17 protein-coding genes are annotated in these 16,883 nt (G+C 69.9%); 11 read left to right on the top strand and 6 right to left on the bottom strand.

The annotated features are described in order from the left end of the window. The first annotated feature begins 24 nt into the window (after positions 1-24). Genes alr through tsaE form a run of 3 tightly spaced genes read left to right on the top strand, consistent with a single transcriptional unit; the run spans position 25 to position 3,012 of the window. Positions 25-1,290: an alanine racemase gene (gene alr, locus OG504_RS22450; RefSeq protein ID WP_405991441.1), complete on the top strand. Its 1,266-nt coding sequence runs from the start codon at positions 25-27 to the stop codon at positions 1,288-1,290. After that, positions 1,287-2,525 carry an alpha/beta fold hydrolase gene (locus OG504_RS22445; RefSeq protein WP_405991440.1) on the top strand — a complete coding sequence of 413 codons (1,239 nt, stop codon included), beginning with the start codon at positions 1,287-1,289 and terminating at the stop codon, positions 2,523-2,525. Before alr ends, OG504_RS22445 begins: the two co-directional genes overlap by 4 nt. After that, positions 2,491-3,012 (top strand): tRNA (adenosine(37)-N6)-threonylcarbamoyltransferase complex ATPase subunit type 1 TsaE, encoded by a 522-nt coding sequence (gene tsaE / locus OG504_RS22440; protein WP_405991439.1) that lies wholly within the window; start codon positions 2,491-2,493, stop codon positions 3,010-3,012. Before OG504_RS22445 ends, tsaE begins: the two co-directional genes overlap by 35 nt. 352 nt (positions 3,013-3,364) lie before the next feature. Here tsaE and OG504_RS22435 read toward each other — a convergent pair whose 3' ends face one another. Continuing rightward, positions 3,365-3,925, bottom strand: coding sequence for a hypothetical protein (locus OG504_RS22435; protein ID WP_405991438.1), 561 nt, complete (start codon positions 3,923-3,925; stop codon positions 3,365-3,367). A 159-nt stretch (positions 3,926-4,084) separates the two neighbouring features. Between OG504_RS22435 and tsaB the strand changes: the two genes are divergently transcribed. The 4 genes from tsaB to OG504_RS22415 are packed head-to-tail and all read left to right on the top strand — an operon-like array spanning position 4,085 to position 6,609. After that, positions 4,085-4,738, top strand: a complete 654-nt coding sequence (tsaB, locus tag OG504_RS22430; RefSeq protein WP_405991437.1) for a tRNA (adenosine(37)-N6)-threonylcarbamoyltransferase complex dimerization subunit type 1 TsaB — start codon at positions 4,085-4,087, stop codon at positions 4,736-4,738. Positions 4,739-4,767: 29 nt separating this feature from the next. Continuing rightward, positions 4,768-5,262: a ribosomal protein S18-alanine N-acetyltransferase gene (gene rimI, locus OG504_RS22425; protein ID WP_405996406.1), complete on the top strand. Its 495-nt coding sequence runs from the start codon at positions 4,768-4,770 to the stop codon at positions 5,260-5,262. After that, the gene (gene tsaD / locus OG504_RS22420) at positions 5,255-6,352 is read left to right on the top strand and encodes a tRNA (adenosine(37)-N6)-threonylcarbamoyltransferase complex transferase subunit TsaD (protein ID WP_405991436.1); all 1,098 of its coding nucleotides are present in this window, start codon (positions 5,255-5,257) and stop codon (positions 6,350-6,352) included. Before rimI ends, tsaD begins: the two co-directional genes overlap by 8 nt. Positions 6,353-6,366: 14 nt before the next feature. After that, positions 6,367-6,609, top strand: a complete 243-nt coding sequence (locus OG504_RS22415; protein WP_405996405.1) for a hypothetical protein — start codon at positions 6,367-6,369, stop codon at positions 6,607-6,609. Here OG504_RS22415 and OG504_RS22410 read toward each other — a convergent pair. From OG504_RS22410 to OG504_RS22390, 5 genes are read right to left on the bottom strand one after another with little or no spacing between them, the layout of a single operon-like run. Next, on the bottom strand, positions 6,560-7,081 hold the full coding sequence (locus OG504_RS22410; RefSeq protein WP_405991435.1) for a hypothetical protein: 522 nt from the start codon (positions 7,079-7,081) through the stop codon (positions 6,560-6,562). The two genes, OG504_RS22415 and OG504_RS22410, sit on opposite strands and share 50 nt — an antisense overlap. Positions 7,082-7,112: 31 nt before the next feature. Beyond that, positions 7,113-9,419: a glycoside hydrolase family 3 N-terminal domain-containing protein gene (locus OG504_RS22405; RefSeq protein ID WP_405991434.1), complete on the bottom strand. Its 2,307-nt coding sequence runs from the start codon at positions 9,417-9,419 to the stop codon at positions 7,113-7,115. A 34-nt stretch (positions 9,420-9,453) separates the two neighbouring features. Then, a complete protein-coding gene (locus OG504_RS22400) occupies positions 9,454-10,353 on the bottom strand; it encodes a carbohydrate ABC transporter permease (protein WP_405991433.1) in 900 nt (299 codons plus the stop codon). 4 nt (positions 10,354-10,357) lie between these two features. Then, positions 10,358-11,233 carry a carbohydrate ABC transporter permease gene (locus OG504_RS22395; RefSeq protein ID WP_405991432.1) on the bottom strand — a complete coding sequence of 292 codons (876 nt, stop codon included), beginning with the start codon at positions 11,231-11,233 and terminating at the stop codon, positions 10,358-10,360. Continuing rightward, positions 11,230-12,558, bottom strand: a complete 1,329-nt coding sequence (locus tag OG504_RS22390; RefSeq protein WP_405991431.1) for an ABC transporter substrate-binding protein — start codon at positions 12,556-12,558, stop codon at positions 11,230-11,232. Before OG504_RS22390 ends, OG504_RS22395 begins: the two co-directional genes overlap by 4 nt. 108 nt (positions 12,559-12,666) lie before the next feature. Between OG504_RS22390 and OG504_RS22385 the strand changes: the two genes are divergently transcribed. The 4 genes from OG504_RS22385 (at position 12,667) to OG504_RS22370 (ending at position 16,856) form a co-directional block, all read left to right on the top strand. Next, on the top strand, positions 12,667-13,725 hold the full coding sequence (locus tag OG504_RS22385; RefSeq protein ID WP_405991430.1) for a LacI family DNA-binding transcriptional regulator: 1,059 nt from the start codon (positions 12,667-12,669) through the stop codon (positions 13,723-13,725). Between the two features lie 102 nt (positions 13,726-13,827). After that, positions 13,828-15,174, top strand: a complete 1,347-nt coding sequence (locus OG504_RS22380) for an endo-1,4-beta-xylanase (RefSeq protein ID WP_405991429.1) — start codon at positions 13,828-13,830, stop codon at positions 15,172-15,174. A gap of 132 nt (positions 15,175-15,306) precedes the next feature. Beyond that, positions 15,307-16,359, top strand: a complete 1,053-nt coding sequence (locus OG504_RS22375; RefSeq protein ID WP_405991428.1) for an LCP family protein — start codon at positions 15,307-15,309, stop codon at positions 16,357-16,359. Positions 16,360-16,499: 140 nt separating this feature from the next. After that, complete coding sequence (locus OG504_RS22370; protein ID WP_405991427.1) at positions 16,500-16,856, top strand: YciI family protein; 357 nt, start codon at positions 16,500-16,502, stop codon at positions 16,854-16,856. Positions 16,857-16,883: the final 27 nt, after the last annotated feature.

Genomic DNA, 16,883 nt, shown 5'->3' with positions numbered 1-16,883 from the left:
CCCCTCTGAGACACTGGGGGTGCCATGAATGAGACAGCGACACAGCCCACCGCACCGTTGCGCGCCCGCGCCGAGATCGATCTGGGCGCCCTGCGGGCCAATGTGCGGGCCCTGCGCGCCCTCGCGCCGGGTGCGGCCCTCATGGCCGTGGTGAAATCCGATGCCTACGGCCATGGGGCTGTGCCGTGTGCGCGTGCGGCCGTCGAAGCCGGGGCCACCTGGCTCGGTACTGCCACGCCCCAAGAGGCGCTTGACCTGCGTGCCCGTGCCGGGTTGCCCGACGGCGTGCGGATCATGTGCTGGCTGTGGACCCCGGGCGGGCCCTGGCGGGAGGCCATCGAGGCCGATCTCGATGTGTCGGTGAGCGGGATGTGGGCCTTGGCGGAGGTCACTGACGCCGCACGTGCCGCCGGGCTCCCCGCGCGCGTGCAGCTCAAGGCCGACACCGGGCTCGGGCGCAACGGGTGCCAGCCCGGCGACGACTGGGCCGAGCTCGTCGGGGCCGCCCTGCGAGCCGAGAGCGACGGGCTTCTCCGTATCACCGGGCTCTGGTCCCACTTCGCCTGCGCCGACGAACCCGGGCATCCCTCCATCGACGCCCAACTCGCCCTCTTCCGCGAGATGGTCGCCCACGCGGAGGAGCGTGGGGTGCGGGCCGAGGTGCGGCACATCGCCAACTCGCCTGCCACGCTCACCCGTTCCGACTCGCACTTCGACCTCGTCAGGACCGGCATCGCCGTCTACGGCATCTCGCCCAGCCCCGAGGTGGGCACCTCGGCCGACTTCGGGCTGCGGCCCGTGATGTCCCTGAAGGCGTCCGTCGCGCTGGTGAAGCAGGTGCCGGGCGGGCACGGGGTCAGTTACGGGCACCACTACATCACCCCCGGCGTGACCACCCTCGGACTCATCCCCGTCGGGTACGCGGACGGCATTCCGCGGCACGCCTCCGGCACCGGCCCCGTGCTCGTCGGCGGGAAGTGGCGGACCGTCGCGGGGCGGGTCGCCATGGACCAGTTCGTCGTGGACCTGGGCGGGGACGAACTGGAGGCCGGGGCGGAGGCCGTCCTGTTCGGGGCCGGTGACCATGGTGAGCCCACCGCCGAGGACTGGGCGCAGGCCGCCGGAACCATCGCCTACGAGATCGTGACCCGCATCGGAACACGCGTTCCCCGCGTCTACGTCAATGAGGTCGTCGGAGAGATCGTCCCCGAGGTCGTCGGCGAGGTCATCCCCGGGTATGAGGGAGACGACGTAGCGCAGGGTTGTGACGTGAAGAGGAGCGGCACGTGAGCGAGAGCAGTGCGGAGGCGGTCGCCGCGGTCGCCTCCGCCGCCGCGGGGGTGGGCGGGAACTGGCGGAAGGTCACCGGTATCGCCGGCGCCGCGATAGGTGTGATCGCCGCCGGGGCCGCGGCCGGTGTCGCCATAGAGCGGATGACCGTCGGGCGTGGGATGCGCGAGCGGGCCCGGCTGGCGCTCGACTCCACCGGGCCGTACGGCTCGTTGCGCGGCACGCCCGGTACGGCACAGGCCGACGACGGCACCGAGCTGTACTACGAGGTCGACGACATCGAGCCCGACGTCGCCGTCACGCCCAAGCGGCGGCGGCTCTTCGGGCGCAAGGCACCCGCTCCCGTCACCGTCGTCTTCAGCCACGGGTACTGCCTCAACCAGGACTCCTGGCACTTCCAGCGGGCCGCCCTGCGCGGGGTCGTGCGGACCGTGCACTGGGACCAGCGCAGCCATGGGCGTTCCGCGCGCGGGGTCGCGCAGCTGGAAGACGGAATGCCGCTCACCATCGACCAGTTGGGGCGCGACCTGAAGGCCGTGATCGACGCGGCCGTGCCCGAGGGGCCGATCGTGCTCGTCGGGCACTCCATGGGCGGCATGACGGTCATGGCCCTCGCCGACCAGTACCCGGACCTGATCCGCGACCGGGTCGTCGCCACCGCCTTCGTCGGTACGTCCTCCGGGCGGCTCGGCGAGGTCAACTTCGGGCTGCCCGTCGCCGGGGTCAACGCGGTGCGGCGAGTGCTGCCCGGTGTGCTGAAGGCGCTCGGGCAGCAGGCCGCGCTGGTGGAGCGGGGGCGGCGGGCCACCGCCGATCTGTTCGCCGGGATCATCAAGCGGTACTCGTTCGCCTCGCGGGACGTCGATCCGGCGGTCGCGCGGTTCGCCGAGCGGATGATCGAGGGCACGCCCATCGACGTGGTCGCCGAGTTCTATCCGGCGTTCACCGACCACGACAAGACCGCCGCCCTCACCCACTTCAAGGACATGCCCGTGCTCGTGCTGGCCGGGATCGGCGATCTCGTCACGCCCAGTGAGCACAGCGAGGCCATCGCCGACCTGCTGCCGGACGCCGAGCTGGTGCTCGTGCCGGACGCAGGCCACCTGGTCATGCTGGAACACCCCGAAGTGGTGACGGACCGCCTCGCCGACCTGCTCACCCGCGCGGGTGCCGTGCCGGCAGGGGCTACCGTAAGTGGCTATGGAAGCACCAGCAGCACCGCACAACGCGGCTGAGCCCCTGTCCGTCTCCCTCACCGTCAACTCCCCCGATCAGATGCGGGAGTTGGGGCGCCGCCTCGCCAAGTTGCTGCGCGCGGGCGACCTCGTGATGCTCACGGGGGAGCTGGGCGCCGGCAAGACGACACTCACCCGGGGGCTGGGGGAGGGGCTCGGGGTGCGGGGCGCGGTCACCTCGCCGACGTTCGTGATCGCGCGCGTGCACCCCTCGCTCGGTGAGGGGCCGCCGCTTGTGCATGTCGACGCGTATCGCCTGGGTGGCGGGCTGGACGACATGGAGGATCTTGACCTCGATGTGTCGTTGCCCGAGTCCGTGATCGTCGTGGAGTGGGGCGAGGGGAAGGTCGAGGAGCTGTCGGACGACCGGCTCTCACTCGTCATCCACCGGGCCGTCGGGGATACGACCGACGAGGTACGGCACGTCACTGTCACCGGGCTCGGTGCGCGGTGGGCCGCGGTCGAACTGGGTGTGCTCGGGGGCTGACCGGTGTGGGTTCCGACAAGGTGTCGGCAAGATGTTGCGTTCCGGGTCTCGCGCGTGGTCACATGGTATCCAGTTCGTAGTTAGGTCTACCTAACTACGTCTGCCCCCGGCTCCCAGGAGGCGTCCATGTCGGCTTCAGAGAACCAGTGTGAGCAGGCGCGGCCGTATGCGTTTGCTGGGGTGTCCATGCGGGAGTTGTTGGCGGCGGGGGAGGCTGCGAGGGCGATTTCTACGCCGCCTCGGGCGCCGGAGGCTCCGCCGGTTGAGCGGAGTAAAGCCGCGTAGTCGTTCGTCTGCGGGTGCGTCGTGGCTGGTCGCGCAGTTCCCCGCGCCCCTTTGGGGCGCGATTCACCTAGCGGATTACGACGATGCTCTGGCCGATCGTCGCGAACTCCCACATGGCCGCGCCGTCGGCGATCGACTCGCGGATGCCGCCGGACTTGGCTGTGGGGTCGGGTTCTTCCGTCGCGCCGCTGACCGCCGCGCTGAAGCCGATGGCGACGTTGTCCGCGTTGGTGAAGCGGACGACGTGCTGGATGGGGGTGCCGTCGGTGCCGGTGATGGCGTTCGAGCGGGAGGTGACCGGATAGGTGCCCGTGGGCGGGTCGACCGTGCCGGGGGTGACCTTGAACGTGCGGTTGACCTTGTTGTTCTCGGCGACCAGCCATACCCGGTCGTCGTCCACCGAGTACACGACCCGCTCGCCCCTGCCGGAGCCGGCGGGCAGTGCGGCGGGGTTCTTCTTGTTGCGCGGGGCCTTCTTGGCGGCCACCGCCGCGGGGGAGATGTTCGCGTGGGCCTTGTCCCCCAGTCCGGCCGGGACCGTCGCCGATGCCTGATAGGCGAGGAAACCGACCGTGGCGACCGCCGCCACGGTGAGCCCGGCCACGATTCCCGAGCTGCTGCCGGCCATCAGCGCCCACCTCCGCGTCTCATACGTCTACGTCCTGTGTCGGTGCCCCGTACGGTCCCCTACGTCCCGTAAGTCCGGTGACCCTAGGTGACCGTAGCAGTCGGGGCCGGGCCGACCGGGGCGGCCGTGCTCGCGGCGCCGGAGCCGTAGGCTGTTTGCGTGCTCTTGCTCGCTCTCGATACCGCCACCCCCGCCGTCACCGTCGCCCTGCACGACGGCGAGGCCGTCATCGCCTCGTCGAGTCAGGTGGACGCGCGCCGCCACGGTGAGCTGCTGCTCCCGGCCGTCGACCACGTGCTCGCCGGCGCGGGGCTCACGCTCGACGCCGTCACGGGAATCGTCGTGGGCATCGGCCCCGGCCCCTACACCGGCCTGCGCGTCGGCCTGATGACCGCCGACACCTTCGGGCTCGCGCTCGGGGTGCCCGTGCACGGTGTGTGCACGCTGGACGGCCTCGCCTACGCCACCGACCTCGACGGCCCCTTCGTCGTCGCCACGGACGCGCGGCGCAAGGAGGTGTACTGGGCGCGCTACTCCGACTCTCGTACGAGGGTGACCGACCCGGCCGTCGACCGGCCCGCCGACATCGCCGACCAGGTGGCCGGGCTGCCCGCCGTCGGCGCCGGCGCGCTGCTCTACCCGGACACCTTCCCGTCCGCCCACGAGCCGGAGCACGTGTCCGCCGCGGCGCTCGCCTCGCTGGCCGCCGAGAGACTCGCGGCGGGTGTCGAACTCCCCGCGCCCCGGCCGCTGTACCTGCGCCGTCCCGACGCCCAGGTGCCCAAGAACTACAAGGTGGTCACCCCCAAGTGACCGAATCCCTGAGCCCTCGGCTGCGCGAGATGCGCTGGTGGGACATCGATCCCGTGCTGGAACTGGAGAAGGACCTCTTCCCCGAGGACGCGTGGTCCCGGGGCATGTTCTGGTCCGAACTGGCGCACGCCCGGGGCGCCGCGGCGACCCGCCGGTACCTGGTGGCTGAGGTGACCGGCGACGCGTACGAGAACGGCGTCCGGGTCATCGGCTACGCCGGCCTCGCCACCACCGGCGACCAGGCCGACATCCAGACCATCGCCGTCGCCCGCGACCACTGGGGCACCGGCCTCGGCGGCACCCTGCTGACCGAACTCCTCACCGCGGCAAGCGAGTTCGAGTGCGCCGAGGTCATGCTGGAGTGCCGCGTCGACAACGTCCGCGCGCAGAAGCTCTACGAGCGCTTCGGCTTCGCCCCGATCGGATTCCGGCGCGGCTACTACCAGCCGGGCAACGTCGACGCCCTGGTGATGCGCCTGACCGACCCGTCAACTTCCGTACAAGGAACCGAGATTCATGGCTGACGAACCCCTTGTCCTCGGTATCGAGACCTCCTGCGACGAGACCGGCGTCGGCATCGTCCGCGGCACCACCCTGCTGGCCGACGCGGTCGCGTCCAGCGTCGACGAGCACGCCCGCTTCGGCGGGGTCGTACCGGAGGTGGCGTCCCGCGCCCACCTGGAGGCGATGGTCCCGACGATCCAGCGCGCGCTGAAGGACGCGGGCGTGAGCGCGAGCGACCTCGACGGCATCGCGGTCACGGCCGGCCCCGGCCTCGCCGGCGCCCTGCTGGTCGGCGTCTCGGCGGCGAAGGCCTACGCCTACGCCCTCGGCAAGCCCCTCTACGGCGTGAACCACCTCGCCTCCCACATCTGCGTGGACCAGCTGGAACACGGCCCGCTGCCGGAACCGACGATGGCGCTCCTGGTGTCCGGCGGTCACTCCTCGCTGTTGTTGTCCTCGGACATCACCTCGGACGTACGGCCGCTGGGCGCGACGATCGACGACGCTGCGGGCGAGGCCTTCGACAAGATCGCGCGTGTACTGAACCTCGGCTTCCCGGGCGGCCCGGTCATCGACCGGTACGCGAAGGAGGGCGACCCCACGGCGATCACGTTCCCGCGCGGCCTGACCGGCCCGCGCGACCCGGCCTACGACTTCTCCTTCTCCGGGCTGAAGACGTCCGTGGCCCGCTGGATCGAGGCGAAGCGGGCGGCGGGGGAGGAGGTGCCGGTGCGCGATGTGTCGGCGTCCTTCCAGGAGGCCGTCGTCGACGTCCTGACCCGCAAGGCCGTACGGGCCTGCAAGGACGAGGGCGTCGACCACCTGATGATCGGCGGAGGTGTCGCCGCCAACTCCCGTCTGCGCGCGCTGGCGGCGGAACGCTGCGAGGCGGCCGGTATCCGCCTCCGCGTCCCGCGCCCCAAGCTGTGCACGGACAACGGCGCGATGGTCGCCGCACTGGGCGCTGAGATGGTGGCGCGGAACCGGCTCCCCTCGGACTGGGACCTGTCCGCGGACTCCTCCCTCCCGGTGACGGACCCGCACGTCCCCGGCCACTCCCACGATCACGACCACGTGCACGAGGTCAGCAAGGAGAACCTGTACTCGTGACGACGGTTGTTCTGATGTGGGAGGCGCGGGCGGTCCCGGGGCGGGGTGAGGAACTCCTCGCCTGGGCACGGGCCCAGACCCTCCCGGCCGAGCCGCTGCGCCGGGAGGTCCTGCGCGCGCCCCAGGACCGCGTCCTCGTCATCACGTGGTGGAACGCGGAGTACGACGCCGAGCTGCCCGAACTTCCGGAGCCGGACGGGGAGTTGGTCATGCGGGCGGTGCATCGGTGGCGGTTCGAGTCGGTGGCGGCGGACTGACGAGGGAGTACGACAGCCTCATCGGCTCCTCCTTGTCCTGGCCCAGCCACAGCAGCCGGCCGTTCGCGCGTTCCCAGCGGGCGCCGACCGCGGCCTTGGCCAGCCAGTCCATCGCCATCGCCAGGGGGACCAGGAGCACCCAGGTGAACCCGAGCACGCCCACGACCAGGTTCGGCAGCAGGAACAGCAGGAGCCTGCCGAGGCCGAACGGGCGTTGGGTCGGGGCCGGTTCGGGGCCCGACAGCGGGACCGCGGCCTCGAAGCTCGCCACCTCGCCGACCCACTTGAACCGTGTTCCCCGCACCAACGTCACGAGCGTGAGGAACACGACCGCGAAGACGGCCGCCTTCCCCACCGAGCCGGCCCGCAGTACCGACCCGTCGTGCACGCCGACCGCCACCGCCGCTCCCATCCCGGTGCCGGCCAACAGCGCCAGAGCGGCCGTCAGTTCACTGTGTACGTACCTGACCATCGCATCCCCCGTGTCTCGGTGCGGGGGTCGCTCACCCCACCCCCGACACCTCCGTCTCGCACAGCAGCCGCCGGTCGGTGCCGAGTTCCCTCACCGGTCCCGTGAGGTTCAGCCGTGCGGTGTGCCGTACGTCCGTGCTCGATGCGGCCAACCGTAGTTCCAGCGCGCCCGGTTCGACCACCCGGCGCCCCGAACGGTCGGTGAACGCCGACAGGTCCGTGTGGAAGTGGAAGGTCACCCTCGTCGACTCCCCGGGGGCCAACTCCAGCCGCTGGTAACCGATCAGGCGGACGTCCGGGCGGGTCACCGAGGCGACCGGGTCGTGCAGGTACAGCTGGACCACCTCCGTGCCGGCGCGGTCGCCCGTGTTGCGGACGGTCAGCGTCAGGTCGTAGGAGCCGTCCGTGTCGATCTCCAACTCCCTTGATGCGGCGGGCTCCCACTCGAACGTCGTGTACGAGCGGCCGTGGCCGAACGGGTACAGCGGGGTCGGGTCCAGGCTGCTGACCTCGTCCGCCAGGCCCAACGGGGGCTGGAGGTACGTCCAGGGCTGGCCGCCCGGCGCGTGCGGGACGCTCACCGGGAGGCGGCCGGACGGGTTCACACGGCCCGAGAGGACTCCCGTCACCGCAGGGCCGCCCTCCTCGCCGGGGAAGAACGCCTGCACCACCGCTCCCAGTTGACCGTGCCAGCGGCCCAGCGCGTAGGGGCGACCGGTCAGGAGGACCAGGATCACCGGGACGCCCGTCGAGACCAGGGCATCCAGCAAGTCGGCCTGGACGCCGGGCAGTTGGAGGTCCGCCACATCACAGCCCTCGCCCGACGTGCCGCGTCCGAACAGGCCGGCGCGGTCGCCGAGCACCGCCACGCACACGTCCGCCTCCGCCGCCCGCGCCACCGCCTCCTCGAAGCCCGACGTCTCCGGGCCGGAGACATCGCACCCCTCCGCGAACGTCACCTTGGCGTCCGGGAGTTCGGCCCGCAACGACTCCAGCACCGTGGGGATCTCGATGCCCATCGGCACCTCGGGGTGGTGCGTCCCCACGTGGGACGGGAAGGAGTAGCAGCCGAGCATGGCGAGAGCGTCCGCCGCCCGCGGGCCGACCACGGCGATGCGCGCGTCCGACGCCAGCGGCAGCAGACCGTCCGGGTTGTCCAGCAACACGACTGATTCTTCGGCCAGTTGACGGGCCAGGGCCCGGTTCGCCGTCGAGTCGAGGTCGATCCGTCGCGTCGGCTCCGGTGACCAGTCCTCGTCCAGCAGGCCCAACTCGGCCTTCTGCAACAGCACTCGCCGCGCCGCCCGGTCCACCAACGCCTCCGGGATCTCGCCCGCCCGCACCGCCTCCACCAACGGTTTCCCGTAGCACTTCAGCGTCGGCAGCTCTACGTCGATGCCCGCCTCCAGCGCCGCCTGCGCCGCCTGCGCCGGGCTGCCCGCCACCCGGTGGAGCGTCTCCAGGAAGCCGATGCCGAAGTAGTCGGCGACGACCGTGCCCGTGAACTCCCAGGTCTCGCGCAGGAGTTGGGTCAGCAGCGCGGGGTCCGCCGACGCCGGCACGCCGTCCGTCTCGTTGTACGCCGCCATCACCGAGCGCGCCCCGCCCTCCCGCAGCGCCATCTCGAAGGGGGGAAGGGTGACGTCCGCGAACTCCCGCACCCCCGCCCGCACCGGCGCCAGGTTCCGCGCCCCCACCGAGGACGCGTACCCGGCGAAATGCTTCAACGTGGCGACGACCCCGGCCGACTCCAGCCCCCGCACATACGCGGCACCGATGGTCCCCACCAGATACGGGTCCTCGCCGATCGTCTCCTCCACCCGGCCCCACCGCGGATCCCGTACGACGTCCAGGACCGGGGCGAGACCCTGGTGGACGCCGACCGAGCGCAGGTCGGCGCCGATGTGCCGGGCCATCTCCTCGACCAGCCCGGGGTCGAAGCTGGCGCCCCAGGCCAGCGGTACCGGATACGCCGTCGCACCCCAGGCCGTGAAGCCCGCCAGGCACTCCTCGTGGGCGACCGCCGGGATGCCGAAACGGCCCGCCGCCGCGATCCGGCGCTGCGCGCGGGCCAGCGCCTGCGCGCCCAACTCCGGGTCCACCGGCGCCGTACCGAAGGAACGGGTGAGCTGGCCCAGGCCCTGGGTGATCAGCTCGTCCCAGTCGTAGTCCGAGGTCATCTCCCGCTGGAGCGGGGCGACTCCGTCGCCGTCCGTGGCGGCGCCCACCCACACGCCGTAGAGCTGGGCGGTCTTCTCCTCCAGGGTCATCCGGGCGAGCAGGTCGTCGACGCGGGCGGCGGCGGGCAGGGCGGGGTCACGCCAGGGGGCGGTGGTCATGAAACTCCGTTCGGGAAAGGTGAGTTGGGGCAGCTCACTTGCCGCCCACGCCCATCAGGCCGCCGACCAGGGCGCGCCGGGCCACCAGGTAGACGGCGAAGATCGGGATGCCGGAGAGGACGACCGAGGCGAGCAGGGCCGGGATGTTCACGCCGAACTGGCTGACGTAGTTGAAGAGTCCGAGCGTGAGGACCCTCGGTCCGTCGGACTGGGTGAAGATCAGCGGGAAGAGGAAGCCGTTCCAGGCCTGCAGCGCCGCGTAGATGACGACCGTGCTGATCCCGCCCTTGGTCATCGGGATCACCAGCTGGAACAGCATCCGCGTCGCCGACGCACCGTCGAGCGCCATCGCCTCGTACAGGTCCTCCGAGATGTCCCGCAGCGTGCCGGTCAGGATCAGCACGGACACCGGCATCGCGAAGGCGGCGGTGGGGAGGATGACCGCCAACAGGCTGTCGTACAGGTCGAGTTTGGCGATCATCAGGTACAGCGGGACCACGACTGCCTGCGCCGGGATCGCGACTCCCATCAGGAACAGGCGGAAGGCAGCACTCGACCAGACCGTGCGCGTGCGTACGGCCACGTACGCCAGCGGGACGCACAGGACGAGCACTATTCCTACGACCGCCGCCGCCACCAGTGCCGTGTTCGCGAGGAAGTGGCCGAAGCCGTTGTGCAGGACGGTGTTGTAGTTGGCGAAGGTCGGATCGGTGGGCGGCTTCAGGGCGTTGTTGCCCAGCGCCTTGTCCTGGCGGGTGAGGGACGCCGAGATCATCGCGTAGATCGGCACGATGACGACCGCGAGCCAGAGCAGCGAACCGAGCCCCGCGACGGGGTTGGGCCGCTTGCTCCAGTGCCGGCGCCGACGGGTGTGCGGAGGTTCCACCGGCTCGCCTGCCGTCTTCGCCGGACGCGGCAACGTGTCGTGTGACACTCCGTCACATCCCTTCGCGGGTACTGCGCATGGCGCCGAAACCGGTGAGCCTGACCAGGACGAGGGAGAGCGCGGTGGCGATGACGACCAGGAAGGTCGCGATCGCGCTCGCGTAACCGAAGTCGTAGCTCTTGAAGCCGGCTTCGTACATCAGGTACGGCAGGATCGCCGTGTCCGTGCCGGGGCCGCCCTGGGTGAGGATCAGGACGGTCTCGAAGTAGGTGAGCGAGCCGACGATCATCAGCACGCTGGAGGTCGTCGCCGTGTTGCGGAGCTGGGGCAACGTGATCGAGAAGAACTGCCGGTAGCGACCGGCGCCGTCAATTGCCGCCGCCTGGTAGAGCACTTCGGGGATCTGCCGGGCCCCGCCCTGATAGATCAACGTGTGGAAGGGGATGAACTGCCACCCCCCGACAAACACGATCGCGAGAAACGCACCGCTCGTCGACCCGAGCGTGTCCTGGTGAATGACACCGAAGTTCGGGTCGAGCAGCGCGTAGAAGAGCAGCGCGATGGCGGTGGAGGAGAGCAGAAACGGCACGAAGAAGATCGCGGAGAGGACGGCTCGGTTGCGCTGCCGCCCGGCCGCCCAGACGCCGAGGAGGAGGGACGCGACTGTCTGGAACGCCCAGCTCGTCACCGTCAACAGAACGGTGACGGTGAGGGATTGGGTGAGTCGGTCGTCATGCAGCAACTTGTCCCAGTTGGCAAGCCCGACGGGCTTGGGATCCCCGAGCCCATTCCACTTGGTGAAGGAGAGATACACGGCGAGGACCATGGGCGCCACGGCGAAGAAGACAAAAAACAGAACCCCGGGCACAGCCCAAACGCCGTGAGGTACAGCGCCCCGATAGGGGCGCGGGGAACTGCGCAACCTCACTTCAACCCCTTCAGCGCTGAAACGAACTGCGCCGGCGAACTCTTCCCCACAAACAGCTTGTTGATCTCGGTCAGCATCGGCGTGGACACATCCGGATCCACCGCTTGGTCCCAGCTCAACGTGAACGCCGGTGCCTGCTGCACCATCTGGTACTGGAACTTGGCGAACTCGGGGTTGGGCGAGGAGTCGAGAAGCTTCTCTGCGTTGGAGGTCGTCGGGATGTCACCGTTGGCGACAAGCTCCTTCGCGTACGCCTCCGACGCGCAGTCACGGAGGAATGCGATCGCCGCGTCCTTGTTGCCCGTACGCGCGTTCACGGACCAGTAGTTGGTGGGGTTGCCGACCACGTTGCGGATATCGCCCGCACCCCCCTCGTACTTCGGGAAGGCGGACCACCCCAGGTTGTTCTTCGCGAAGTCGGGGAACTTCCCGAGCTGCGTCGAGTACTCCCACGACCCCATCAGATGCATCGCCGCCTTGCCCTTGGCGAACACCGCGGGCGCGCCCCCGTTGACGTACGACACAGAGCTGAACCCCTTGCCGAACGCGCCGTCGTCGATGAGCTGCTTGACCGTCTCGGCGGCCTTGAGGACAGCCGGGTCGCCCCACCCGGACGCGTCCCCGTTCTTGATCTTGTCGAAGACCTCGGGCCCGCCGATCCGGTCGACCAGGTACTCCAGCCACATCAACTCGGGCCAGATGTCGGCACCCCCGAGCGCGAACGGCGTGATGTTCGCCGCCTTCAGCTTCTTGTTGATGTCGAGCAACTCGGCCCAGGTGGTGGGCGGTTGGAGCTTGTGCGCGGCGAAGACGGTCTTGTTGTAGAAGAGGATCACCGGCTGCATGCCGCGCATCGGTATGCCGTAGTTCTTGCCCTTCAGCGCGCCCGCCGCGAGCACCGAGGGCAGGAACCCGTCCTTGAGCACCGGGTCGGACTTGATGGTGTCGGTGAGGTCGACCAGCTGGTTCGCCTCCTGGTACGCCTTGATCGAGCCGCCGCCCCAGTTGAAGAAGACGTCCGGCGCGTTCGGTGAGCCCATCGCGGTGCGCAGCTTGGCCGGGTAGTCGGTGCCGGGCACCTTCTCCAGCTTGATCTTGCCCTTGGCCTTCTTCGCCGCCGCCGACGCGTTGAACCGGGTGACGGCCTTGACCTGCACCTTCGCCGCGTCGTCGCCGTAGGTGAAGGCGGTGACCGTGCTGCTGCCGCCGGTGCTGTCACTGGAGCCGCAGGCCGTGAGCCCGGTGGTGAGCAGGGTGGTGGCACCGGCGCCGAGCACCCAGCGCCTGCTGAACGTACGCCCGCCGTTGGACGTGTTGGGCTCCATGGACAGCACCTCTCGTGCGAATGTTTCGAGCCGTTCTACGAATGTTCCGGGAACGTAAGGCGCGCTGGGGGGTTCGTCAAGAGGTCGCGCAGGGATACGATCGCCGCCATGACAGCCCCGGATTCCGCCGAAACCCAGACAGCGGGTCGGCCGACCCAGACCGCCACGCTCGCCGAGATCGCCCGCGAGGCCGGAGTGTCGGCTCCGACTGTTTCGAAGGTCCTCAACGGCCGTGCCGATGTCGCCCCCGCGACCCGCACCCGCGTCGAGGACCTGCTCCGCGTCTACGGCTACCGGCGCCGCCGCGCCGAGGCGACCCGCTCCCCGCTGATCGACCTGGTCTTCCACGAGCTGGAGAGCGCCTGGGCGATGGAGGTCATCCGGGGCGTGGAGAACGTGGCGCGGGACTCCGGGCTGAGTGTGGTGCTGAGCGAGAGCGCGGGGCGGCTGACCCCGGGCCGGACCTGGGCCGACCAGGTCGCCGCCCGCCGCCCGCACGGTGTGATCCTCGTCCTCTCCGGGCTCGACGAGTCCCAGCGGGCGCTGCTCACCAGCCGTTCCATCCCGTTCGTGGTGATGGACCCGGCCGGTGACCCGGGCGCGGACGTGCCGTCGATCGGTGCGACGAACTGGCAGGGCGGCCTCGCCGCCACCCGGCACCTGGTCGAACTCGGCCACACCCGGATCGGCGCGATCAGCGGGCCGTCCCGGATGATGTGCAGCCGCGCCCGGGTCGACGGATACCGGGCCGCGCTGGAGACGGCCGGGCTGCCGGTCGACCCCTCGCTGATCACCACCGGCGACTTCCACCACGAGGCCGGCTACCGGCTCGGCCTTGAGCTGCTGCGCCGCCCGGACCGGCCCACCGCGGTCTTCGCCGGCAACGACCTCCAGGCGCTCGGCCTGTACGAGGCCGCGCGCGAACTCGGGCTGCGCATCCCGGAGGACCTGAGCGTGGTCGGCTTCGACGATCTGCCGGTGGCGCGCTGGGTGGGGCCGCCGCTGACGACCGTACGACAGCCCCTCACCGAGATGGCCGAGGCGGCGGCGAAGCTGGTGCTCGACCTCGGGCGCGAGCAGGAGACCTCGGCGGCGCGGCGGGTGGAGCTGGCCACCAGCCTGGTGGTGCGCAGCAGTACGGCGGCACCGGCACCGGCCGCGGAGTGAGGTGCGTGGCCGGAAGGTGACGTATTGACGAGTGGGGTGAGCCGCCCCACACTCCTCCGAAGCCAATCGGTTGCACAACCGAAACTTTCGGAGGCACCCGCAATGAGATCTCTGAGAACCGGCTTGTCCCTGGCGGCCCTGTTCACCGGCGCCGTCATGCTCTTCGCGGCACCCGCCGCGCACGCCGCCGACACCCCGCTGCGCGACCTCGCCGCCGCGAAGGGCAAAGTCATCGGCACCGCGGTCACCGGCTCCAAGCTCACCGGCACCTACGGCGACATCGCCGGCAGCCAGTTCAGCTCGCTCACTCCCGGCAACGCCATGAAGTGGGAGACGGTCGAGCCGACGCAGGGCAGCTTCAACTGGTCGGAGGCGGACCAGATCGTCGCCTTCGCGCAGGCCCACAACCAGCAGGTGCGCGGCCACACCCTGGTCTGGCACAGCCAGAACCCGAGCTGGCTGACGAACGGGACCTGGACTTCGGCCCAACTCAGCAGCCTGCTGCAGAACCACATCAGCACCGAAGTCGGCCGCTACAAGGGGAAGATCACCGCCTGGGACGTGGTGAACGAACCCTTCAACGAGGACGGCACGTACCGCTCGACGCTCTGGTATAACGGCCTCGGCGCCAACTACATAGCGCAGGCGCTGACTTGGGCGCACGCCGCCGACCCGGCCGCCAAGCTGTACATCAACGACTACAACGTCGAGGGCGTCAACGCGAAGTCCACCGCCCTCTACAACCTGGTCAAGTCCCTGAAGGCGGCGGGCGTTCCGATCGACGGGGTCGGCCTCCAGGCCCACCTCATCCTCGGCCAGGTCCCCGCCACTCTCCAGCAGAACATCCAGCGCTTCGCCGACCTGGGCGTTGACGTGGCGATCACCGAGCTCGACGTACGGATGGCGCTCCCGGCGGACAGCGCCAAACTCGCCCAGCAGAAGGCCGACTTCAAGGGCGTGATGGCCGCCTGCGTCGCCGTCACCCGCTGCGTGAACGTCACTGTCTGGGGCTTCACCGACTCCGACTCCTGGGTCGACAGCACGTTCCCGGGCTACGGGGCGGCGACACCGTACGACGCCGACTACGCGCCGAAACCGGCGTACTACGGCCTCTCGGAGGCGCTCGGCGGTACGACCACGACCCCGCCGCCGACCGGGGCGTGCTCGGCGACGTACAGCGTGGTCAGTCAGTGGAACACCGGGTTCACCGGGCAGGTGACGATCGCCTGTTCCGGGGCCTCACTGTCGTCCTGGAAGGCGAGTTGGACGTACGGCGCGGGCCAGCAGATCACGCAGGCCTGGAACGCGACCTGCACCCAGTCGGGCACGGCGGTGAGTTGTGCGAACGCGAGCTACAACGGGACGGTCCCGGACGGCGGTTCGGTGACGTTCGGCTTCAACGCGTCGTGGAGCGGGAGCAATCCGGTGCCGGTCGTGACCCTGGGATGAGGGAGGCGGGGGAGACGGAGGGGGCGCAGGAGGAGTGAAGCGGGGCTGAGAACCGTGAGATTTTCCGTAGAAAACCGTCTCGGGACGCCTCCCCTAACTTTCTCCTAATAATTCACACTTACGTTCCTCCCCGTGACGGACAAAGAGAACGTTGACGAGGACAGACGCGTGGGCCGGCGATCGAGAGTGCTGAAGATCGTCGGCCTCACCCTGGCAGGCGTCCTCGTCCTGGGCGTGGGCACGGCGGGCTGGGCCTACTGGCACCTCAACGGCAACATCAAGAGCGTCGACATCGACAGCGCGCTCGGCACCGACCGCCCCGCGAGGGCGGTGACCACACCGTCCGCCGCCGCGTCCGCGTCCGCCACCCCTGTGCCGACCGGCTCCCTGAACATCCTGGTCCTCGGCTCCGACTCGCGCAGCGGCAAGGAGAACAAGGCGCTCGGCGGCGGCAGCAGCTCCGGCGCCCGTTCCGACACGGCGATGGTCGTCCACCTCGACGCGGGCCGTACGAAGGCCACGATCGTCAGCATCCCGCGCGACACCCTCGTCACCCGCCCGTCCTGCCCGCTGTCGTCCGGCGGTTCCACGTCCGTGGCGTACAACGCGATGTTCAACACCGCGTACTCGGTGGGCGGTCCGGTGTGCGCGGTCAAGACGGTCGAGTCGATCACCGGCGTCCGCATGGACCACTACATAGAGATCGACTTCGCGGGCTTCGCGAAGCTGGTGAACGCGCTGGGCGGCGTCACGGTGACGACCACGCAGGACATCAACGACGACGACAGCCACCTGCACCTCAAGAAGGGCACCCACCACCTCAACGGCAAGCAGGCCCTGGCCCTCGCCCGCACCCGGCACGGCATAGGCGACGGCAGCGACCTGGGCCGAATAGGTCTCCAACAGATGCTGGTGAAGGCCCTGTTGACCCAGATCTCCACCCACGACCTCCTCAGCGACCCCACCAAGCTCTACGAGGTCACCGACGCGGTCACCGACAGCCTCACCACCGACACCGGCCTCGACTCCCTGAGCGAACTGATCAGCCTCGGCCAGAGCCTGAAGGGGCTGTCGGCGGACGCGGTGACCACGGTGACGATGCCGAACGTCACGGCACCGTCCGACCCGAACCGGGTGGTGGCGAAGGAGCCGGCGGCGAGCGATCTGTGGGAGTCGCTGCGCTGACCTGCGTAAATGGGCGGGCGAAAAAATCTTCGGGGAATTCCGGCGAGTGTGTCGATCGGCTCGCACCTCGTTCGACGCATGGTTGAAAGGCCGGGAACAGCCCGGTCGGAGAACGCCAGAGAACGAACCGAGGAGTCACCATGCCCCGCTACCTCTCCCTCGTGCAGATCGACGAGAAGTCCGCCCCCGCCGAGGGCCCCAGCCCCGAGCTGATGCAGCGCATGGGCGAGCTGATCGAGGAGATCACCAAGGCCGGCGTCATGCTCGACACCGCCGGCCTCACCCCGACCGCGCAGGGCGCCCGCGTGCACTGGGAGGGCGGCGAGATCTCCGTGACCGACGGGCCGTTCACCGAGTCCAAGGAGGTCGTCGGCGGCTACGCGCTCATGCAGTGCAAGGACATGGCCGAGGCGATCGAGTGGACGAAGCGGTTCCTGAAGGTGCACGAGGAGTTCTGGACGGTGACCTGCGAGGTGCGGGAGATCGCGGAGGGCTGAGTCCTCCCCGGTACCGCTCGTCCTGCC

Origin of the sequence: Streptomyces sp. NBC_00986 (assembly GCF_045162565.1) — a bacterium.
Lineage (GTDB): Bacteria > Actinomycetota > Actinomycetes > Streptomycetales > Streptomycetaceae > Streptomyces.
The sequence above is the reverse complement of the archived record's forward strand: the minus strand, read 5'-3'. Positions and strand labels throughout refer to the sequence as shown.